Raw genomic sequence first — 19,198 nt, forward strand, 5'->3', positions numbered from 1 at the left:
TACCTTACGTATTATACAATGGGTCTCTCGTGCCGTAAAGCAATTTTTTCTAAAAAATAGACAAGATTCTTCACGAGGTCATTCTTGGTAACAGGCCCAATGTTTTCGACTCTACACTTTAAACGCAGTAGATTTCAAAAAGTTGCGGATTGCACAAAAAAAGTTTTGATTTTTTTTATGTATAGGTACAGTGCGGGTATTGAAGCCATTCAAAACCTTTTCAAACCGTTGATATAGCAATGAATCTGGAATGGTGATCTCTGGTTTGTCTTTGCTACCAACGTTTATTTATACCCGCAGTTTCATCCTATGAAGCGACAAAATCCACAAAAAACAAAATAAAGAAGCACCCCTATTGGGATGCTTCTGGTGCAATTCTGGAAATATAAGTTATTTAATCTTCATCGCGAGTTCAATAATTTGAGCACGCATATTTGGATCACTGTTCAATCTCAGATACATATCGTCAATTGGTTGTCTGTTCTCACGGTACGTTTTCTCATGCTTCATCGTCGTGTGAGACCATTCAATCAACTCATTCTCAGCCAGAACCAGATTGTTATACGCATCATGGAAGCCAGTGGACTGTACAAGCCCTTCCATAACTTCCTGAGAGATCTCCTGAGTCTTGCGTGTATCTTCCAACTTTTTCTCCAGAATGACTGCCTGCTTCTCAAACTGTGTCTTTGCCTTCATGTAGCCCAACTGGGCTTTCGAATAAATCGGTTTCATTAGCTAACTTCACCCTCTAGATCATTGTGTATTTACCGTTATTGTATCTTAAACTCTAGCAAATTACAAAAATAGTTATTGGTAATAATTCTGTTTCCTCTATTATAAATGAGTTGTTTGTCAATTTATTGACTGTCATTAAAAAGAACCTACCCCTTTAATGCAAGGGGCAGGTCATAGAACAAATTTCATCTCATAACTAGAATTAACTCAAGTTTTTAGGGAATAGCTTCGTACTCTTTTTGAGTAGTTCCACTGCGATCTTAGCAGCCTCTGCACGAGTCAGGTTCCCCTTCGGATTGAATTGGAATTGCTGCTTGGTAGAGCCTGTTACTGTTACAGGACTACCTTCCATGATTTTTGCTTTGGTTACGGCTTGAACAGCCGGTCGGGCATAATGCTCAATGGAACCAGAATCTTGGAATGATTTAGCAAGAGTAGCTGAAAGTTTACTGTCATTTGTCGCAAGCTTACTACTCATTGCTCTAGCAATCATGACCGCAGCCTGCTCACGCGTTATCCGATCCTCCACTCCAAAGTATCCGTCACTTAACCCTTGTACGATTCCCGCACGAGCTGCTGTCTCAATGGCAGCAAAGCTCCAAGAGTTCTTCTCTGCTCTTTTCGACACATCAATAAATGTCTGCTTATTAGCATCGTAATTAAGGGGAATGTTCAGACCTTTAACTAGCAATGTTGCAAATTCACCACGTGTGGTTTGATCATCTGCACCGAACTCGCCTGTACGAAGTGCTTTCATTATGCCTTTTGAGTACAAAGCGTTCAACATATTACGAGCCCAAGGGTGATTCGTTATATCCTGGAAGCTTTTGCTCTGCTTCATGACTTTATAATAACCGAACTCGTCAAAAGGTACAGTAATCGTGTGTGCTTTGGTATCAACAACTCCACCAATCGGAATCCACTGTTTCTGATCACTTACATCAGTATAGCGGAATACGCTAATGGTCGAGCCAACTTCATCAACAATACTTGGATCATATTTAAGCGTCAGACTTCCTCGCTGCGAGGGAGTGAGAATTCTTGAAGTTGGATACTCAGGATAATAACCATAGATCGAATATGGTGGTATACCATCCGTATAAGGTAAATTGTTCAACTCACCCAATCCACCGTTAATCCAGTATACATCTGATATTAAGGTAAAGTTCCCAGTGTTGTTTGTTGAGGTGAATGCACTAATTAAATCCTCTCGAAGTGCGATAGCACTTTCCCCACGAACAGTTCTCATGTCTCGATCAATATTTATTACATTGCCGTAATCATTCTTACGTTCCAGTACACCGTTCAGAGGATCAGCGATACCGAATAGAATTTTATTATCAGGATAGAACTTCGTGCCTCCATCAACTTTAGCCTGAAGAATTGTCCCCTTAGGGAAAGATAATGTCAGTCCTTTGTTGAACACCGTATACTTGTTAGCCACTTTAGGAGCCATAAACTGACTGTCTACAGTTACTGCTCCTGTATAGAATACATTGATCGTTTCATTAATTGTACTACCATCTCGTTCAATGGAAATTTTGATCTTATTATCCTTGTCCGGTTTCAAACCAACGTAATCATAGATGTAACGATTGTTCATGTCTGTACGTTTTGTTGCCACATTCTTATCAATTACTACTCGGGAAGCACCCTCTGCTTCGATATCGAACCGGATATAGTTTTTGTTAACAACAATTTTATCTCCCACTGTCGGTTGTGGTGCCACAATACGGAAAGAAGATGGTTCACGGACGATCTCCAGCCTTTGTGTTGTTCTTGCACCTGTGCTGTTAATTAACTCAAGTGTATATACCTGTGTACCTGGCGAATCAAATTTCAAGTTCTTGATCCGAGCTATAAATTGTTTCTCATTACCCGCAAAGTCATACTTTTTGAGCTGAGATGCTGGACCATCCTTATCCAAATCAAGTGTCAATGTACCTGTCTGTTCATGACGGAAAATCAACTCAGAACCAAAGTAGACATTAGCAATCTGGGCGCCGCCACCTCTGAACACAAGATCATAGGTATCTTCACTTGTTACATATTTATTCTCTTTATACGCAAAATCAGGAGTTACCGCGAAGATGTTACTCATCTCTTCTGATGTATAACTTGTTATCTCCTTTTCATAAAACGGTGCTCTGGCATTAGAAGACTTAGGTACAGCTGTAGGCATAAATGAATCAATAGTAGATACATTTTCATCAATAATATACACCGTAAGTGTTCTCGTAATGATTACTGGTGCACCTTTCTCATCCGCATCTGTAGCCGTAATACGAATTATATTTTGCCCATAACCAAGAGGGCCATCTTTGGTTATCCCCAAATCAAACTTGAAGTTGTTTCCGGATAACGTTGGAAATCCTGTATCTGGTTTCTCCACTTTACCATTTACTTGTAACTCAGCTTTAAAGCCAGTTTTGGGTCCAGTTGAATTATCCACATTGCGGAAATCAAGATACTTACCGATAACCTCTAATTTCGCAGATTTATTGCCTGAATTAAACTTAAATGTCTGACCATCTTGAAGGTTTTCGATATATATCGAACTGCTTGATGCGTAACTTATCCAAGCTACAAAAGGTAACTCAGGCGCTTTAGTTGAATCTCCATAATAAAAACTGATCTTCTGTTGTCCACCCGAAACTTTGTTGATTTTATATATTTGCTGAGTATCTTTAAGCCCTGCAGTATTATCATTAACGGGCGTAATACTTAATGGTACTGTTAGTGAAGGAAGATATTTACCATTGATGTCTGCACCCTTGATTATTTGAGTTGACTCAACCAGGATGTAAAATGAATCTTCCGCCACTTTAGTATAGTCAGTTTTGTTCAACTGAACTTTCGAATCAACTGGACCACTAGTGTATCCAGGCAGATAATAAACATTCGTTATATCTTTGCTGTCTGGTGAGTAAGTAAACTCTCCCGTATATCCCGTATTAAATGATCCATACTTTGCAACTACTTTTATCGGTTGGTTCTTGTCCGTTAAGCCACCTGTAGCGGCGAGAGTATATTCACCAACACCTACAAATGTGATAATTCTGTACTGAAAGTCCACTCCATTGGCACCAGTAATAAGGATATCTTGACTAGAATCAACTGTTACAGGATAGGGATTGTTATTCACTTCTATACCTGTAGCACCGTCAAATGGAGTCGTAGAGTAAGGTAGTATAAGTTGACCCGACAGTTTGGCTGTTGTTGCCGGAGTTGAGAAGTTTGCTTTGTTATTAAGAACCGACTTCTTCTCTCCATTTTCTCCACCAATAGTAATCTGCAAGTCTGCAAATGATTGATTCTTGTCAAAGTAATACAACGTTCTTTCGACAGTCATTGAACTCGACGGTCCAACAATATCAAACACAACTTTGTTTTTGCCACTCGCAAGCTCTAATGGTGGAGTAAAGAACTTCTGACTAATCTCATTATTCTGTGTAGGAAAAGCATCTACCTTAGTCCCACCATTGATGGAAAGGGATACTTTAGTTGCATTTTGAAGCGTTAAACCGAAAGTAACATCTTTCGTATCTACAATTGTTTCTGACACACCGTTCAAGTTAAATTCTTGTCCATTTCCTGTGGTGAAATCAGTTGTTACGGTTAATTTCTCAATTAATGGAGTTTCTTCGTATAAAATATAAAATGTATTTGAGCGTTCAACATTATTTAATCCACTTCCAGTTAGGGTAACCTGGTTAAATCCCGGAAACAAGTCTAATGTAGCTGTGAACTTAGGGGCAGCTTGAGAACCAGCATCAGCTATGATACTGCCTGTTCTCGTACGTCCTGCCTCAACCGTCCATTTCGTGTTATTGCTAGATAGAGTTAATTGTTCCACCGATGCTTTCAGGTTATCAGTGCTAACCCCCGAGAATGTTCCTGTAACTGTGACCTTTGAGTCTTTGGTAACGTAGGCTTTATCTCTTGTAAGAAATACCTTGTTTGCATTAGCAGCATCAATCGAAAGATCAGATGTCTCTCGCAAGGTTTTCAAATCTGGGATGAAGTAGGAAGCTGTACTAGGATTAGGCTCATCTGCAGCCGAAGCAACGGACCCACCGAATAGACCTTGTGGGAACAATGAGAACACCATGGTGACCAACATGATCCAGACCAACGGCCGTTTCTTTTGTTGCATTAAATATCATCTCTCCTCTTTTAAGTCAGTTACCTTTATATATCGGCAAAAGGTTCCAATTATTTAGTAAAAATCTCAAAATAAACAAAAAACCTTATCCACAAGGGATAAGGTTGGGTCTGGAATAATATTCAAGAATAGCTATAACCATTACATTTATCTATTTATGATTTCGAACGAGTCTCCGGATTCAACTTAACGCGCATGCGCATCAGGAAGTTAATAACCGGTCTTCTAGTTTTGCTAACAAGCCCGATAACTTCTGCTCCCACCTGGAGGAAGAACATCATGATACAGATGACCACAAATGTTACCCAGTTTGCTTCAAACATGGCAGCGGAAGATTGGATAATCGCCAGAACACCGAAGAAGGCGGCAATTCCGTATATGATCAGTACCGTCTGACGGTGACTGAATCCAAGTTCACGCAAGCAATGATGCAGGTGACCTTTGTCCGGTGCGAAAATCGGTTTCCGTTGTACCGCACGACGGATAATCGCGAAGAAGGTATCCGAGAGCGGCACACCGATAATGATCAGCGGGGTAATAAAGGACACGATAGCAATTTGTTTGAATCCCAGCATGGACAGCATCGCCAGAGAGAAACCAAGGAATAGTGATCCGGTATCCCCCATGAAGATCTTGGCCGGGTGGAAGTTGAAGAACAGGAATCCGATAATACTACCCAGCAATACAAGACACATCAAGGCAATCATCATGTTACCCATGAGGAAGGACATCACGGCGATGGTACCAATTGCAATACCAGATACACCGGCTGCCAGACCATCCAGACCATCAATCAGGTTAATCGCATTGGTTACACCAACGATCCAGAAGATCGTCAGCGGAATGGATACCCAAGCTTCGAGTGAAGAGTAGGAATCCTGAAACGGAATGTTAACGAAATCTACCCGGATATTAAATCCGAATACAACGACAGAAGCAGCAACGATCTGACCAAGCAACTTCACTTTGGCTGACAGTTCAAACCGATCATCGAGTGCGCCGATCAGCACGATAATTGTTCCACCAATCAGAAACGCGCTGACAAAACTCATATCACGAGTCGTGAACCATGCCGATACAAACGGAAGCAATGCAGCAACTGTAATAATAAAGGCCAGGAATATCCCCAGACCACCAAGACGAGGCATGATCCGTGTGTGTACTTTACGTGCATTCGGCGTATCCATTGCGCCAATGCGGACTGCGAACTTTTTGACAAGTGGTGTCAGGGCAAGAGCCAGTCCCATTGACACGATAAATCCAATGATAAAGATCGCTACCATTTGAACATTCGACCCCCAATTATAATACCTGTACGAAATTATAAATCCCCTGATCTCTTTTTATATATAAAAATTATTTGTTAGTCACTTTTGATGAAAAATGCAATTTGCACCAGAACGGAGAGGGCAGAAATAACCTGTAGAAGCGAAGCGTTCGCCTTTATCGCGGGATTTCAACCTTGTAAAGGTGGATAAAAGAAATCCAGAGATAACAGCGATCAAAAGGTTATTCTGACATCGAAGTGGCCGTATGCAACAACTTCCGTTTTTCATGGAGTGGCACACATGTAATCCGGAATGAATTATACGCTCATCACACCCGAAAAGCCATCCTCAATTTCTAGCAAAAACACGCATTTATCTCGCAATTACCTGTTTTTAACGGACTTTCGTCACGTTTTCTTTGTCACGCATCACCTTAACAGCGAATTTCGGAAGCGCAAGCATCCGTCCAGCCCGGCTTGGTTCACGCAATAAGCGATAAAACCACTCCAGTCTTAACTTTTGGAACAGGACAGGCGCACGTTTAGTTTTACCCGAAATCACATCAAAGCTTCCGCCAACGCCCATAGTTACAGGAACCTTTAGCGCATCTTTGTGCTTGTGAATCCACGGTTCTTGGGTGTCCGCCCCACGTGCTACAAACAACAGATCAGGTGCCGCTTCCCGAATGGAAGCGATGACCTGTTCATCCTCAGCCGGACCAAAATAACCGTCGCGATAACCCACAATTCGAATCGCCGGATATTGCTGTTGTAACCGAACTGCCGTTTCTTGAATCACCTCAGGGGTGGAACCCAGCAGATATACGCCCCATCGATAGTTTTCTCCAACACGCAGCAATTCATGTAAAAGCTCAAAACCCGGCACTCGCTCAGCTACAGGATCTCCACAATAGTTTGCAGCCCATACGACACCTGTTCCATCAGGAACAATCAATTCCGCAGCTTGCATAACTTCCATGATTGCGGGATTTTCCAATGCGGCCATAACCATAATGGGATTGGCTGTAATGACCTGATGTGGTGTCTGTTTGGACAGCACAGCTTCCTGGAGAACCTTTACCGTTTCTTTCATCGTCAGTTTGGAAAAAGGAATGCCGTAGATCGAAACGGTAGGTATTGATCCAGTCTGACTCATCTTTATCTCATCCTTTGCGGCCTAAATAGTTAATAATCTGCTGTGCAGGCACTCTGGCTTCCTGCTTCAGTTGGGTGATACCTTCTTCATGTTCCTTCAACCACTGTGAACGTTGATCCAGCAGTCCAACAACAGTCTTGGCGAGTTTGTCGCCATCGAGTGTATCCGTATTGCCTGCTGGTTCACTGTCCAGACGAAGCAGGAATTGATCAATTTTCGGATCATACGAGATGCCCACCGGTGGAACATACTGAGATGCTGCATAGATCAGACTGTGCAGACGCATACCGATGACAAGATCACACTTGCTGACTTCCTCCAGCATAAGCTGAGGGTCGGTCAGATCTTCTGTGATGCTAATCTCGTTGCCTTTGCTGGTCACATCACCTAGCATTTCCATAAGGAATCGTGATGCCTGTTCATCAACCGGCAAATGAAATGGTAGAAAACGCAAGTGCACGGCTCTTTTGGAGCACAGCTTTTTCAATCCGGCGGCAATAGCCGTAAGTTCCTTCCGGTCTGACTCCCAAAAACGTACCGAAACGCCGATCACAGGAAGCTTCGTATGTCCTCCAGTTGAAGGTTCCACTCGATTAGCCTGGTTAGCAGCATCTGCTGAAGTAGCGCCAGCTACAGCCTTCGAATTTGTTTCAGGTAATGGCAAACCCATTACGGGGTCGGGTACAACATGGATCTGGTTCCACTGTAACCCGAGCCCACGCAGGTAGTCTGCAGATTGTTCATCCCGAACGGATACATAGGTGCAGGCCTTAAAGACCGATTTGATCATCGGATTAAAAATTTTACGATTCACAGGACCAATCCCCTGTGCATAGATAAACGTTGGTTTTTTCAGCCACTGGGCCAGCTTGATTACACCCAGATAATAAGGAATGGATTTCAGTCCAGTTGCATCCTGCAATAGACTTCCTCCGCCACTGATTAACCCGTCGCTCTCCTTGAGTGCTTCACGGACTTCCTTCAATTTCATACGATGCACGGAACGCACACCGTACATGGCAGTTGTCGACTCGGGATCACCCGAGAGAACAATAGGTTCAATCGTTATGTTCGACCTTTGGCTTTCCTCTTCCAGCGCTGTCAAAATCGACTTTAGCACCGCTTCGTCTCCGCTATTGCGGAATCCGTAATACCCCGAGATGACTAACTTTTGAGAAGTGGTGACCATTTTTTCCAACATCCTTCCGCTACTTGCCACACACCCACAGCAATGATACCGAAGATTAAGCCAAGTCCCAATCCCATCACTCCACGAATGAGTGACAATACAGCCGGCGTATGGATATGCGCGAACGTATCCACCATGGACAACTGTCCAATCGCTGCAATAATGAGCACAAAGATGACTTTACGATATTTTAAAGCGGCGAACACGCCAACGATAAACAGCGGGTGTCCCAGCATAAATTCTTTGAATCTCGGACGTACACCGAACGTATCTTCCAACACAACACGAAGGAACATCTCGAATGGTGTTACCGAACCCGAGTTGCCTGTACGGCTCAAATAGTAATATCCAACAACGGCAGCAACAAGTCCCAGCACAACCATCACAACGGTAATCGGTGTACGAAGAATATTCTTAATTTGTTTAATAGAGAACGATCCCGCACCCCGGTAAAACACAATATAGATCGCCACCAGTGCCATAGGTGCAAAGTGCAACAGACTCACGCCGCGGAACTGGTTAATCACCAGACTGTACGTAATACTGTTAAGCAATGCGATGACAAAAGGTACCGCCAGGAATGACAGAATCGAAGTTCTTACATATAAAACTAACGTTTGTTTCAAACGACGACCTGCAGATGCATCTGGTTGACGCTGTTGCTGATAGTTCACTGTACGAACGGCCAGCACCATTGCTATGGTCGGCGCGGCGATTGCCACAAGCAAGGCAATTCCTTGCTCCAGCAGCGTTGGTTTCAAAAGGAACAATCCTGCACTGCCCACCAAAGCGACCACAAATGCGATCAAGGTCAGTAGTGGGATAAAATAAGAAACCATAAGCGCAATCATGGCAATTGCACCAACAAGAGCAACCAGCTTGGCATAACGCTGAATCGAAGAATCCTTAACTGTAAATGCCTCAGCTTGTCCTAGCTCGAATCCATGCTTCGCCATGCGTTCTACGGCATGACCCGGCTCACCCAGGCTGTTGATCAGATTCTCAATTGGATCTGTAATCATGGCCTTTGCTGTATTCCGGCTTGGCGATGCATTCATATAGAGCATACGAATGTTACGATCCTTGGTTGCGAGAACAAAACGGTCAGCAATCGTGTCTACGTCCAGATTGGCATCTCCATCACTAAGCGAGTACAGACGCGTAACGTTGTAATCCGTTTTATATGCAAGGGTCTGGAATCCAGACTGCGGTTTCTTCAAGTTCTCAATGGCTGCAAGACCAATATTGTGCTTGTTCAGCAACTGTGCAAATTGGTCGAGACTTTTCATCTCTGCATTATCATTGTACCCTTTCACAGCATCACCATCAAACAAGATGCGCTTTACGCCATTCTCTTCGAAGAAGGTAAGCAAGCGCTCCATCGATTCCTGGCTGTATGGCACACTGTCCGAGATCCGCGGCAAAATGTAGAAACCTTTATCACGCAGCATCTTCACGGCAACCGGATCGGGCTGCAAAGGCTGCATGTTGGCATTCTCCGGAGGAGTCTGCAATATTAAGCCGCTACGACCTTCATATTCCCATGGTACTACCGGAATCTGCCGATCAGCGAACGTTTGTTCAATAATAGGGGTATACGTCTGTGCGTTTTCCTCTGATGTAAATAACACATACGTGTAATTCGCATTAGAAGGGATCACATCTTTAGTCAGGTTCGCGAGATCCTGGCCGTTATATACCATTAGTCGGCGTGTCTTTCTCAGCTCGTCCAATGTACTTTCGAACACAGCCATCGTTGTTACGCCTGCGTCTTTCAGACGAGTCAATTGTTCATTCATGAAATCTTGCGGATGTGCCTGATAGGCGGAAATATCCAGCAGACCTCGATAGTTGAAGACAAGCTCCACCTTTTTGGCAGAAGATTCTGTCTGCACCCGATCACTGATTACAGGGATGGACGCAACCAGACCGATGATAACGACGAGCCACAACCACTTCCGAGAAGCGTTATTCCAATAAAGCCATTTTTGACGCACTACATGTACCTCCTCAAGTGTTGGAACCAAATACACGTTCAGCTCAAGTAATTCGTTCATATAACATTCATACAATAGGTTACAAACAGCTTGTGTCAACAAGCCTTCTTATATGCTAGAACCATCTACACTTTTATTTCAAAGAAAAACCCCTCCGCCAACCAACCTTACGGTGCGGAGAGGCCTTCTCATGTTCTTGCTCATTGTTGCATTCGTATTATTGTGCGTCTACACGCGACATCACTGTAGTCACCAGACGCTCGATCCGGCTTTCCGCATCTTCCAAATTCTCTCCACGCACGGCGAAGTATACTTTGATCTTCGGTTCTGTTCCTGAAGGACGCAAGCAGAACCATGAACCGTCTGCCAAAATGAACTTCAGTACGTTCTCCTTCGGAAGACCGTCCAGACCAAGGGAGTAGTCCAGTACATCTTGTACAGCAATTCCCGCTACTTCTTGTGGCGGATTGGAACGCCAGTCCGTCATTTTGGCTTGAATCTGAGCTACGCCGTCTTTGCCTTTAAGCGTACGGGACTCCAGCTTCTCCAGGAAGTATCCGAATTGGTTGTACAGCTCTTGCAAGACATCATACAGCGTCTTGCCTTGACTCTTATAATACGCAGCAGCTTCAGCAATCAGCATCGAGGCAAGGACAGCATCCTTGTCACGGGCATAGTTGCCTGAAAGGTAGCCATAACTCTCTTCATATCCGAACAAGAATGTATGACTGCCTGTTGCTTCGAACTGGTTCATTTTTTCACCAATATATTTGAAGCCCGTCAGTGTGTTCATCACTTCTGCACCGTAATGTTCAGCAATAACAGCACCCATCTCACTTGTTACGATTGTTTTGACAACCGCACCATTGCTTGGCAGTGTACCTGTCTCTTGCAGGCGACTGAGCAGGTAATGTACCATAATGGCACCAGACTGGTTACCGGACAAGACGAAATATTTGCCATCATTGTCTTTCACGACAGCACCCATACGGTCTGCATCCGGATCTGTTCCGATCAGAATGTCAGCGCCTACGGATTCTCCCAGCTTCATTGCAAGCGTAAACGCTTCACGTTCTTCCGGGTTAGGGGATTTCACGGTAGAGAACTCAGCATCCGGCTGTTCTTGTTCAGCTACAATGTGCACTTGCTCGAATCCGATCTGCTCCAGCACGCGACGTACAGGAATGTTACCTGTTCCGTGAAGCGGTGTGTAAACGATTTTGAAATCACGGCCTATGCCGGATTGGATCAGTTCACGGCTCAGACTGCGGCTCGCTACGGTATCCACAAACGCTTGGTCTTGGTCTTCACCCAACCAGATCAGGAGTCCTTGAGCTTCTGCTTCTTCTTGCGTCAGCTTTTTCACGTCAGCAAGGGAAGGCACTTCCTGGATGTACTGAATGACTTTTTCCGCTTCATCCGGTACCAATTGACCGCCCTCATGATTGTATACTTTGTAGCCGTTATATTCCGGTGGGTTATGGCTCGCTGTTACAACGATCCCTCCAGTTGCCTTCTGATGACGCACTGCGAATGACAGCTCAGGAGTAGAACGCAGGGATGGGAACAGCTTGGCTACAATGCCGTTTCCAGCCAGTACAAGCGCAGCATCCAGTGTGAATTCAGGTGAGAAATGACGGGAATCATGAGCAATGACAACAGAAGGTTTGCCTTCTTGGTCACCATGCTGCTCAAGCAAATAACGCGCAAATCCTTGGGTTGCCCGACCTACGGTGTAGCGGTTCATCCGGTTGCTTCCCGCACCGATGACTCCGCGCAATCCTCCTGTACCAAACTCCAGGTTTCTGTAAAAACGTTCCTCCAGCTCTTTCGGCTGATCCTGCAAGTCACGAAGCTCCTGTTTCGTTGCTTCATCAATCGAAGCATCCTCCAACCATTGCTGCAACGTCTCTGCTGCTGCTGTGCTTAACTGTTCCATTCCGATAAACCCCTTCCGTCTATATAAATTCAGGTGTGCTGAGTTACTACAGCATCTTGCATCATTCGGTCCGTCTACGTTCCTGCATGATGTCAATGCTCACGTATGTAATCAGCTTGGGTCAGACAGTGCAAACATGATCTCGCCTTCAGCGACCACTTTGTCGTTCACTCGGGCAGTTGCTTTACCTTTACCAATAGAACCCTTCAGACGTGTAATCTCCACTTCCAGAATCAACGTATCTCCGGGCACAACTTGTCCACGGAATCGGAAGTTGTCCAGTCCCGCCAAAAAGCCGATTTTTCCTTTGTTGCCTTCCAAATTCAGAATGGCTACTGCACCAACTTGCGCCAGCGCTTCTGTAATCAGTACACCCGGCATTACCGGATAGGCTGGGAAATGACCAATGAAGAAAGGTTCGTTAATGGTTACGTTTTTCAAACCAACGGCACGTTTGCCATCCTCAATCTCTAGAATCTTGTCCACCAGCAGAAACGGGGGGCGGTGCGGGATGATTTCTTGAATCTGTTTGATATCGAGCACAGTGTAATCTCCTCTCGGGATGTTTATATGAGCGTTCTTCATCATGATTGACTCTTAGCGCTGCGGTGGTCGTTACGGTTACGGATCGTCCTTCTGATCGCTGTTGTCTCCGAATTTTTTTGATCAACCTCAGAGAGGTGAAAATTCGGTGACAAAGGCGAGCGCTTTGCTTCTTCTGAACGATTCCGTTCCCTCCACTTACTTCGATGCTGCAAGGTCAACCCAAACATGATAAAATCAAAAGCTCATATAAAAGGTTTTTAATTTTAAAATTTTGTATGGAAAGCATATTTTCGGTTAACACTAGTTATATCCTTCATGACTGCAGTAGTGAAGGTTAAGATAAGGGGTCTCTCTTCGCGATGACGAATGTCTTTCGCAGGGGAGGCCTCTTTTGCTATGAAACGTCATCCATCATTATACTGTTTTCAACGTCAAAAAGAAAACTCCTGCCTGCGCAGGAGTTTTCGCTTAACTCGTTACATTATGGAGCGAATACCAGATTATATACATGTTCCCATGTACTCCATTGCCATACGGAACCGATATCCTGTTTGCCCAGTACCACATATCCAGCTACCATTCCGCCAGCGAGGGCAAGAACAAGCAGGACCGGAACCAGGAACCATCTTGCGATGCGCCATCCACTCTTCTTCTTCTTGACTTCCTTTTTCTCCGGCTTACTGTTCTGCTGCTGTGTTTCTGTCATCACATTCACCTTTTACGCTCTCATATTGTTGGCAAGACCCAACATGGAATCACTTGAAGTTAGCGCCTTTGCCGCCAGCTGATATGTCCGCTGTCCTTGCATAAGCAAAGACATCTCCTGTGTCAGATCCACATTGGATTGCTCCAAAAATCCTGGACGGATCAAGGCCGTTGCTTGACGTGTAGCTGCATTAGCGCCAAATACATCATCTTCGGTTAATCCCGCATCCAGACCAAACAGGTTATCCGCAAACTGCACCAGCCCCTCAGGACGTTCAATGTCTACCACTTGCAGCTGTGCTCCAATGGTTGCGTTTGCCGCATTACCGCGTCGGATTAACAGGTTGCCATTTTCATCAAAAGCAACTTTGCTATTATTCGGTGCCGTAATACGATTGCCTTGACGATCCAGGGCAAAGTGGCCTTCGCCATTGACCATCACCATCATATCAGGTGAATTCGGAGTAGGCTTAGGTCTTGTATCAGGTACAAAATGAAATGCACCCTGACGTGTCCACATTTTCTCCCCATTCGCTTCAACTGCAAACATCGCATTTCCTTCAATGGCCAGATCGGTCGGAAGACCAGTCTCGTTCAAGGGGCCTTGAGACATATCCTTCGTTACATCTGCCAAACGAGCACCAAAACCGAGGTTATATCCCATCGGTGTGGAACGTCCATCCAGTTTGTACTTGTCCGGTTGTTGTTGAACCCGGGTCAGCACATCCTCGAAGGCCGCTTGCTTGCTCTTATAGCCTGCCGTATTCACGTTGGCAATATTATCGGAAATGACATCCAGACGCTGCTGTATGGCAGTCATGGAAACCTTGGCACTAATCATGGAATTATTCATTGGTGGTATACCCTCCCTTGTGTCCTGTCCACCCTCCCAAACCCTCCCTAGCAGGGAGGGCCCCAGATGGCGCTGCCCTCTGGACTCCCGAAACAGGCGGATTAGGTAAGTGGGGTACGATCTTGCTAAGTGACGGTGGTGTGTGTTCGCCGCGACTGCCGTGCTATGATTCCCGCCATCGTTTCACATGGCTGAATCATAGCACGGCACGCTCTTTATGCGGCGTGTAGCTCCGCGTGGTCTCTTCCTTGCTTTGCTCCGCAAAGGGCTGTCGAGACCGTCGCTTCGCTCAGGTATTGCTACGCATTCCTCGCATAGGCTCGGATGCGATTGGTTTGCGCTTCGCGGGGTCTCTTCCCTGCTTTGCTTCGCAAAGGGCTGTCGAGACCCTCGCTGCGCTCAGGTACTGCTACGCATTCCTCGCATAAGCTCGGCTGCGTTTAAGTTCTTGCGCTCCGCGTGGTCTCTCCTTGCTTTGCTCCGCAAAGGACTGTCGAGACCGTCGCTGCGCTCAGGTACTGCTACGCATTCCTCGCATAAGCTCGGATGCGTTTGGTTTGCGCTTCGCGTGAGCCTCTCTGCTTTGCTACGCAAAGGGCGTTTGGCTCTCCGCTGCGCGGTTATATTTAAACGTCGGCGTTATACACGCCCGACTTCATTGACGGCTTTATCCAGACTGCGGTCGTAGAATTGTACGATCTTCTGGTTTGCTTCATACGCACGGAATGCGGCGTTCATATCAACCGTTGCCTGTGAGGCATCAACATTGGAACCTTCCAGGTATCCCTGACGGATCTGCACATTATCTCCTGCAGCCATCATCCGGGACGTTGCCCCGTTTGCATCGCTGAGACTGAAGTTGCCATTACCTTGACGAACCAGTTGATTCGGCTGGTCAATGACACTAATGCCAAGAGTAACCCCTGTTGGTGCACCCGTTGCTGCATTCACCAAACGGCCTTGCTCATCCACTTTAAATTGCTCCACAGAACCTGTCAACACTACAGGTTGTCCATTATTATCCAACACTTGTGAACCTGTTGAACTCAGCAATTGTCCCGTTCCAGTGATCTCGAAGTGACCATCGCGTGTATATCCGGTGTTACCTTCTGCATCCTGAACTGTAAAATACGCCTGGGGCTGGTAAGTCACCGTGCCGTCGGCCCGTACAAATTTGCCTGATGCGTCAAACGGGACAGGTTGTCCAGTCTGCGGATCATTGACAGTCATATTGGATGAAATGGAAAAATCGTTTTTCTGCCCAGTCTCCATAATGGTCCCCTGCAAATTCATGGACAAACTCTCTTCCGCGAACACCCCCGTGTTCAGCTTGCCCAGCCGCTTTGTTGGAAGATTTGCATCTCCGCCTACCAAAGTAATGAGCATTTCCGGGAAGGAACGGCTTACGCTGTTCACCTGTTTATATCCCGTGGTGTTCATATTTACGATATTCTGTGTTGCTGTGTCATGGCGGCGTTGTTGCGTAATCATTCCCGCAGTAGCGGTGTACAGACCTCTTAACATGAATTAACCCCTCTCCTCAAGCGCTTGACCTGCATCACAGGTTGGCTGCTTGTCCGTTCTGCTTTCCGAGCATGGCGAACCTTTGCTATTTATATCGGCAGATTAGAACTTTTTCTTAACCACCTGATCCAAATTATTAAGCATTATGCCTGTCCCCTTCACGACACAGTGCATCGGATCTTCCGCAACCCATACCGGTACATGCAATTCATTGGACAAAAGCTCGTCCAGTCCGTTCAGCAACGCACCTCCGCCGGTCAATACAACACCACGGTCGATAATGTCCGCTGACAATTCAGGCGGTGTACGTTCCAATACCGATTTGGCTGCCACGATGATGGATTGTACGGAATCCCAAAGTGCTTCCTGTACTTCATTTCCCGATATCGTTACAGTAACAGGAAGGCCGGATACCATATCGCGTCCGCGAATGTCCATCTCCGTTTGATGTCCACCCGGATGTACGGTACCAATCGCAATTTTGATATCTTCAGCGGTCCGTTCACCGATCATGAGCTTGTACTTGGCTTTGATAAACTTGATAATGGCTTCGTCGAACTTGTCCCCTGCGACTTTAATAGAAGAGGCGGTGACCACGTCGCCCATAGAAAGGACTGCAACGTCAGTCGTACCGCCGCCGATATCCACGACCATATTGCCGCTCGGCTGAAAAATATCCATTCCCGCACCGATCGCTGCCGCTTTCGGCTCTTCTTCCAGAAACACTTCTTTGGCACCACTGCGTTCTGCCGCCTCACGGATGGCCTTCTGCTCCACGGAAGTAATGTTCGTTGGTGCACAGATCAAAATTCGAGGGTGGCTGTACCAGCTTCTTGCACCCACACGATTAATGAAATGTCTGAGCATCGCTTCTGTAATCTCGAAATCCGCAATAACGCCGTCACGCAGCGGTCTAATGGCAACAATGTTACCTGGAGTACGCCCCACCATACGACGCGCTTCTTCCCCAACAGCAAGGACACGCTTCGTATCTCTTTCAATGGTCACGACGGAAGGTTCATCGAGGACAACCCCACTTCCTTTCACGTGAATAAGCACGTTGGCCGTGCCAAGATCAATACCGATATCCTTGCTAAACATAAAAGAGCCCCCAAAGTGATATTATTTGGTCAGCGTATCCTGTGAAAAAGAGTCCCTTATCACGTCACCGCTCGTTCGACAAAGTGCAACATATATATGTAAAAATCGGGCTGATAAGATGTCATAATTCGATCCTGTACCAGCATTTAACATATCATACTTCAGGGGAGGGATTCAATGCATGTGTGAGCTTTTTGGCCTACGTCTTTGTGAAGATGCTTACGATTTGGCGGAAGCCAACACCTCACGTTTCTTGCCACTCGTTTTTTTGTATTTAATTTTGGTCGCTTCACCGCCCCGCAAATGGCGGATGGACTTGTGATACTCCAAAATGTGTTTCACCTGGTCAGCAAGATCAGGGTTGATTTCCGGCAGACGCTCCGTCAGATCCTTATGCACAGTACTCTTTGACACGCCGAATTCTTTGGCTATGGTACGGACCGTATTCCTCGTCTCAACAATGCAGCGACCAATTTTGATGGTCCGTTCCTTGATGTAATCGTGCACGCTCCCGCCTCCCTACTGTGTGGATAGTTTGGTACATTATATGAGGAGCATGCCTATATATTCGCGGTTTAGAGGTGTGACAAGCTTCGAAGGTCCCATTATTTTCTGAAAAGCACAAAAAGAGCAGAGGTTTAACCCCCTGCCCGTCATGTTGCTGCGGTAAAATTCATTTATTTTTCCGGAAGATATCCTTGAGGGTTAACCGGCTGTCCGTCTTCGTACACTTCAAAGTGAAGATGGTTGCCAAGCGTTTTACCCAATTCATTGACGCCAGCGGATGCAATTGCATCTCCCTGTTTCACTTCGTCGTCCTGTTTCACTTTGACGTCTGCCAAGCTTTGGTACACCGTCTTCAGGTTATCGCTATGTGTGATTTCCACAACTTGACCTGTGAGCGGATTTTGCTCAACCCGGGTAACTTTACCGGCGAGTGCTGCTTTGACTTCAAACGATTTGTTATCCCCACGTGCCAGATCCACACCCGTGTTCGGGATGAATGTATCATTGTACTGCACCATTGCCGCTTCATGTTCCTCGGTTGAAGCTTCGCTATCATAGAAAGGTTTTACTACCGAAATTTCGGACGGTACCGCTACCGGCCAACCAAAATTCTCCGACTTTGCAACAACTTCCACACTTTCTTCTTCTCCACCTACTGCTGTTCCTTCTGTACCCGCCGATGCGCCTGTTTCAACTACCCCGCTAGCAGGGTCCGAGTTTAGCGTTTTGTCGCCTGTGCCCTGATAGACCCACACTAAGGTTAGTATAATGCCTGCTGCTGCGATGTAGGCTGCCGGGAAGACCCAGCGTTTGGACATTGCTCTTTTCCATGAAGAGGGCTGACTAGCCGGTACTCCTTGAGTTGTTTTAGGAGTTTCTTCTTGGTTGGTTTTTTTGTTTTGTTCATTCATGTTAATCACCTCAGTAACAAGTGTTACCGGGTGCAACTCTTTTATACACGCGCGACTCTAATTATTTTCATGGAGGTTTCAGAGAGTTCTATATATGGAGTGTGTGTGCAGCTAGTTGGTGCGCCGCTTCGGGGCCAGAAAACCTTTCGACCGGCTGTTATCCCCGGATTTCCTGATTATTTCTCCCAAGGGAGAAATCCGGTGATAAAGGCGGACGCTTCGCTTCTACAGGTCTTTTCTGTCCCCTGCGCTCCCCATACGGCTAGCACTCTCCGCATATATAGCCAAATCTCGAAAGCTCCGGAATGGGTGTTGGTAGACTGGTCTGGATTGGCTGTAGAGGCCAATCCTTCTATGAAGTGCATTTATCGGTGAGAGCGAAATGATATAGGATGTGACTGGATAATGCAGATGTAAGGTACTCTAGGTTCGTTAAAGTGAGATGTCTGAGATTTGTTAGAATTCCCATTCGCTGTGATAACGCCCAATAAGGTCTCTCAGATTCGTTAGCGCGCCAATGGTGTATGTGAAGTCTGATGAGTTCCAAACCTATACTGCTCTCATTCACATACATTTGCATACATTCGTATCCATTCGAATTAT

Annotated in this window: 14 protein-coding genes; all 14 read right to left on the reverse strand. The window is 45.8% G+C overall.

The window, feature by feature from the left end; genetic code table 11:
* Positions 1-390 precede the first annotated feature (390 nt).
* Positions 391-732 carry a hypothetical protein gene (locus MHB43_RS29355; RefSeq protein ID WP_036612519.1) on the reverse strand — a complete coding sequence of 114 codons (342 nt, stop codon included), beginning with the start codon at positions 730-732 and terminating at the stop codon, positions 391-393.
* A 205-nt stretch (positions 733-937) separates the two neighbouring features.
* Positions 938-4,891 carry an S-layer homology domain-containing protein gene (locus tag MHB43_RS29360; RefSeq protein WP_405130914.1) on the reverse strand — a complete coding sequence of 1,318 codons (3,954 nt, stop codon included), beginning with the start codon at positions 4,889-4,891 and terminating at the stop codon, positions 938-940.
* Positions 4,892-5,055: 164 nt separating this feature from the next.
* Positions 5,056-6,183 carry a glycosyltransferase family 4 protein gene (locus MHB43_RS29365; RefSeq protein ID WP_036667762.1) on the reverse strand — a complete coding sequence of 376 codons (1,128 nt, stop codon included), beginning with the start codon at positions 6,181-6,183 and terminating at the stop codon, positions 5,056-5,058.
* A 378-nt stretch (positions 6,184-6,561) separates the two neighbouring features.
* On the reverse strand, positions 6,562-7,323 hold the full coding sequence (locus MHB43_RS29370) for a WecB/TagA/CpsF family glycosyltransferase (protein ID WP_315371198.1): 762 nt from the start codon (positions 7,321-7,323) through the stop codon (positions 6,562-6,564).
* Positions 7,324-7,330: 7 nt separating this feature from the next.
* The gene (gene csaB / locus MHB43_RS29375; RefSeq protein WP_405130915.1) at positions 7,331-8,512 is read right to left on the reverse strand and encodes a polysaccharide pyruvyl transferase CsaB; all 1,182 of its coding nucleotides are present in this window, start codon (positions 8,510-8,512) and stop codon (positions 7,331-7,333) included.
* Complete coding sequence (locus tag MHB43_RS29380; RefSeq protein WP_339179885.1) at positions 8,488-10,509, reverse strand: DUF5693 family protein; 2,022 nt, start codon at positions 10,507-10,509, stop codon at positions 8,488-8,490. The genes csaB and MHB43_RS29380 overlap by 25 nt, the downstream gene beginning before the upstream one ends.
* A 217-nt stretch (positions 10,510-10,726) precedes the next feature.
* Positions 10,727-12,448 (reverse strand): phospho-sugar mutase, encoded by a 1,722-nt coding sequence (locus MHB43_RS29385; RefSeq protein WP_091036315.1) that lies wholly within the window; start codon positions 12,446-12,448, stop codon positions 10,727-10,729.
* Between the two features lie 111 nt (positions 12,449-12,559).
* Entirely contained in the window at positions 12,560-12,991 is a 432-nt protein-coding gene (gene fabZ, locus MHB43_RS29390; RefSeq protein WP_405130916.1) for a 3-hydroxyacyl-ACP dehydratase FabZ, read from the reverse strand.
* Between the two features lie 484 nt (positions 12,992-13,475).
* A complete protein-coding gene (locus tag MHB43_RS29395; protein ID WP_017691949.1) occupies positions 13,476-13,700 on the reverse strand; it encodes a DNA-directed RNA polymerase subunit beta in 225 nt (74 codons plus the stop codon).
* Positions 13,701-13,712: 12 nt separating this feature from the next.
* Complete coding sequence (locus tag MHB43_RS29400) at positions 13,713-14,552, reverse strand: flagellar hook-basal body protein (RefSeq protein WP_405130917.1); 840 nt, start codon at positions 14,550-14,552, stop codon at positions 13,713-13,715.
* Positions 14,553-15,191: 639 nt separating this feature from the next.
* Positions 15,192-16,076 (reverse strand): flagellar hook-basal body protein, encoded by an 885-nt coding sequence (locus MHB43_RS29405; RefSeq protein ID WP_076319217.1) that lies wholly within the window; start codon positions 16,074-16,076, stop codon positions 15,192-15,194.
* 102 nt (positions 16,077-16,178) lie between these two features.
* Positions 16,179-17,177, reverse strand: a complete 999-nt coding sequence (locus MHB43_RS29410; protein WP_036612542.1) for a rod shape-determining protein — start codon at positions 17,175-17,177, stop codon at positions 16,179-16,181.
* 219 nt (positions 17,178-17,396) lie between these two features.
* Positions 17,397-17,684: a sporulation transcriptional regulator SpoIIID gene (gene spoIIID / locus MHB43_RS29415; RefSeq protein WP_024632710.1), complete on the reverse strand. Its 288-nt coding sequence runs from the start codon at positions 17,682-17,684 to the stop codon at positions 17,397-17,399.
* Positions 17,685-17,854: 170 nt separating this feature from the next.
* Positions 17,855-18,595: a peptidoglycan DD-metalloendopeptidase family protein gene (locus tag MHB43_RS29420; RefSeq protein ID WP_405130918.1), complete on the reverse strand. Its 741-nt coding sequence runs from the start codon at positions 18,593-18,595 to the stop codon at positions 17,855-17,857.
* Between the last annotated feature and the right edge of the window lie 603 nt (positions 18,596-19,198).

This window comes from Paenibacillus sp. FSL H8-0317, from assembly GCF_045040685.1.
Taxonomy (GTDB): domain Bacteria; phylum Bacillota; class Bacilli; order Paenibacillales; family Paenibacillaceae; genus Paenibacillus.

Coding starts and splice junctions, on each gene's coding strand:
- MHB43_RS29355 (WP_036612519.1), bottom strand. CDS start 732: ATGAAACCGATTTATTCGAAAGCCCAGTTGGGCTACATGAAGGCAAAG.
- MHB43_RS29360 (WP_405130914.1), bottom strand. CDS start 4,891: ATGCAACAAAAGAAACGGCCGTTGGTCTGGATCATGTTGGTCACCATG.
- MHB43_RS29365 (WP_036667762.1), bottom strand. CDS start 6,183: ATGGTAGCGATCTTTATCATTGGATTTATCGTGTCAATGGGACTGGCT.
- MHB43_RS29370 (WP_315371198.1), bottom strand. CDS start 7,323: ATGAGTCAGACTGGATCAATACCTACCGTTTCGATCTACGGCATTCCT.
- csaB (WP_405130915.1), bottom strand. CDS start 8,512: ATGGTCACCACTTCTCAAAAGTTAGTCATCTCGGGGTATTACGGATTC.
- MHB43_RS29385 (WP_091036315.1), bottom strand. CDS start 12,448: ATGGAACAGTTAAGCACAGCAGCAGCAGAGACGTTGCAGCAATGGTTG.
- MHB43_RS29395 (WP_017691949.1), bottom strand. CDS start 13,700: ATGACAGAAACACAGCAGCAGAACAGTAAGCCGGAGAAAAAGGAAGTC.
- MHB43_RS29400 (WP_405130917.1), bottom strand. CDS start 14,552: ATGAATAATTCCATGATTAGTGCCAAGGTTTCCATGACTGCCATACAG.
- MHB43_RS29405 (WP_076319217.1), bottom strand. CDS start 16,076: ATGTTAAGAGGTCTGTACACCGCTACTGCGGGAATGATTACGCAACAA.
- MHB43_RS29410 (WP_036612542.1), bottom strand. CDS start 17,177: ATGTTTAGCAAGGATATCGGTATTGATCTTGGCACGGCCAACGTGCTT.
- MHB43_RS29420 (WP_405130918.1), bottom strand. CDS start 18,595: ATGAATGAACAAAACAAAAAAACCAACCAAGAAGAAACTCCTAAAACA.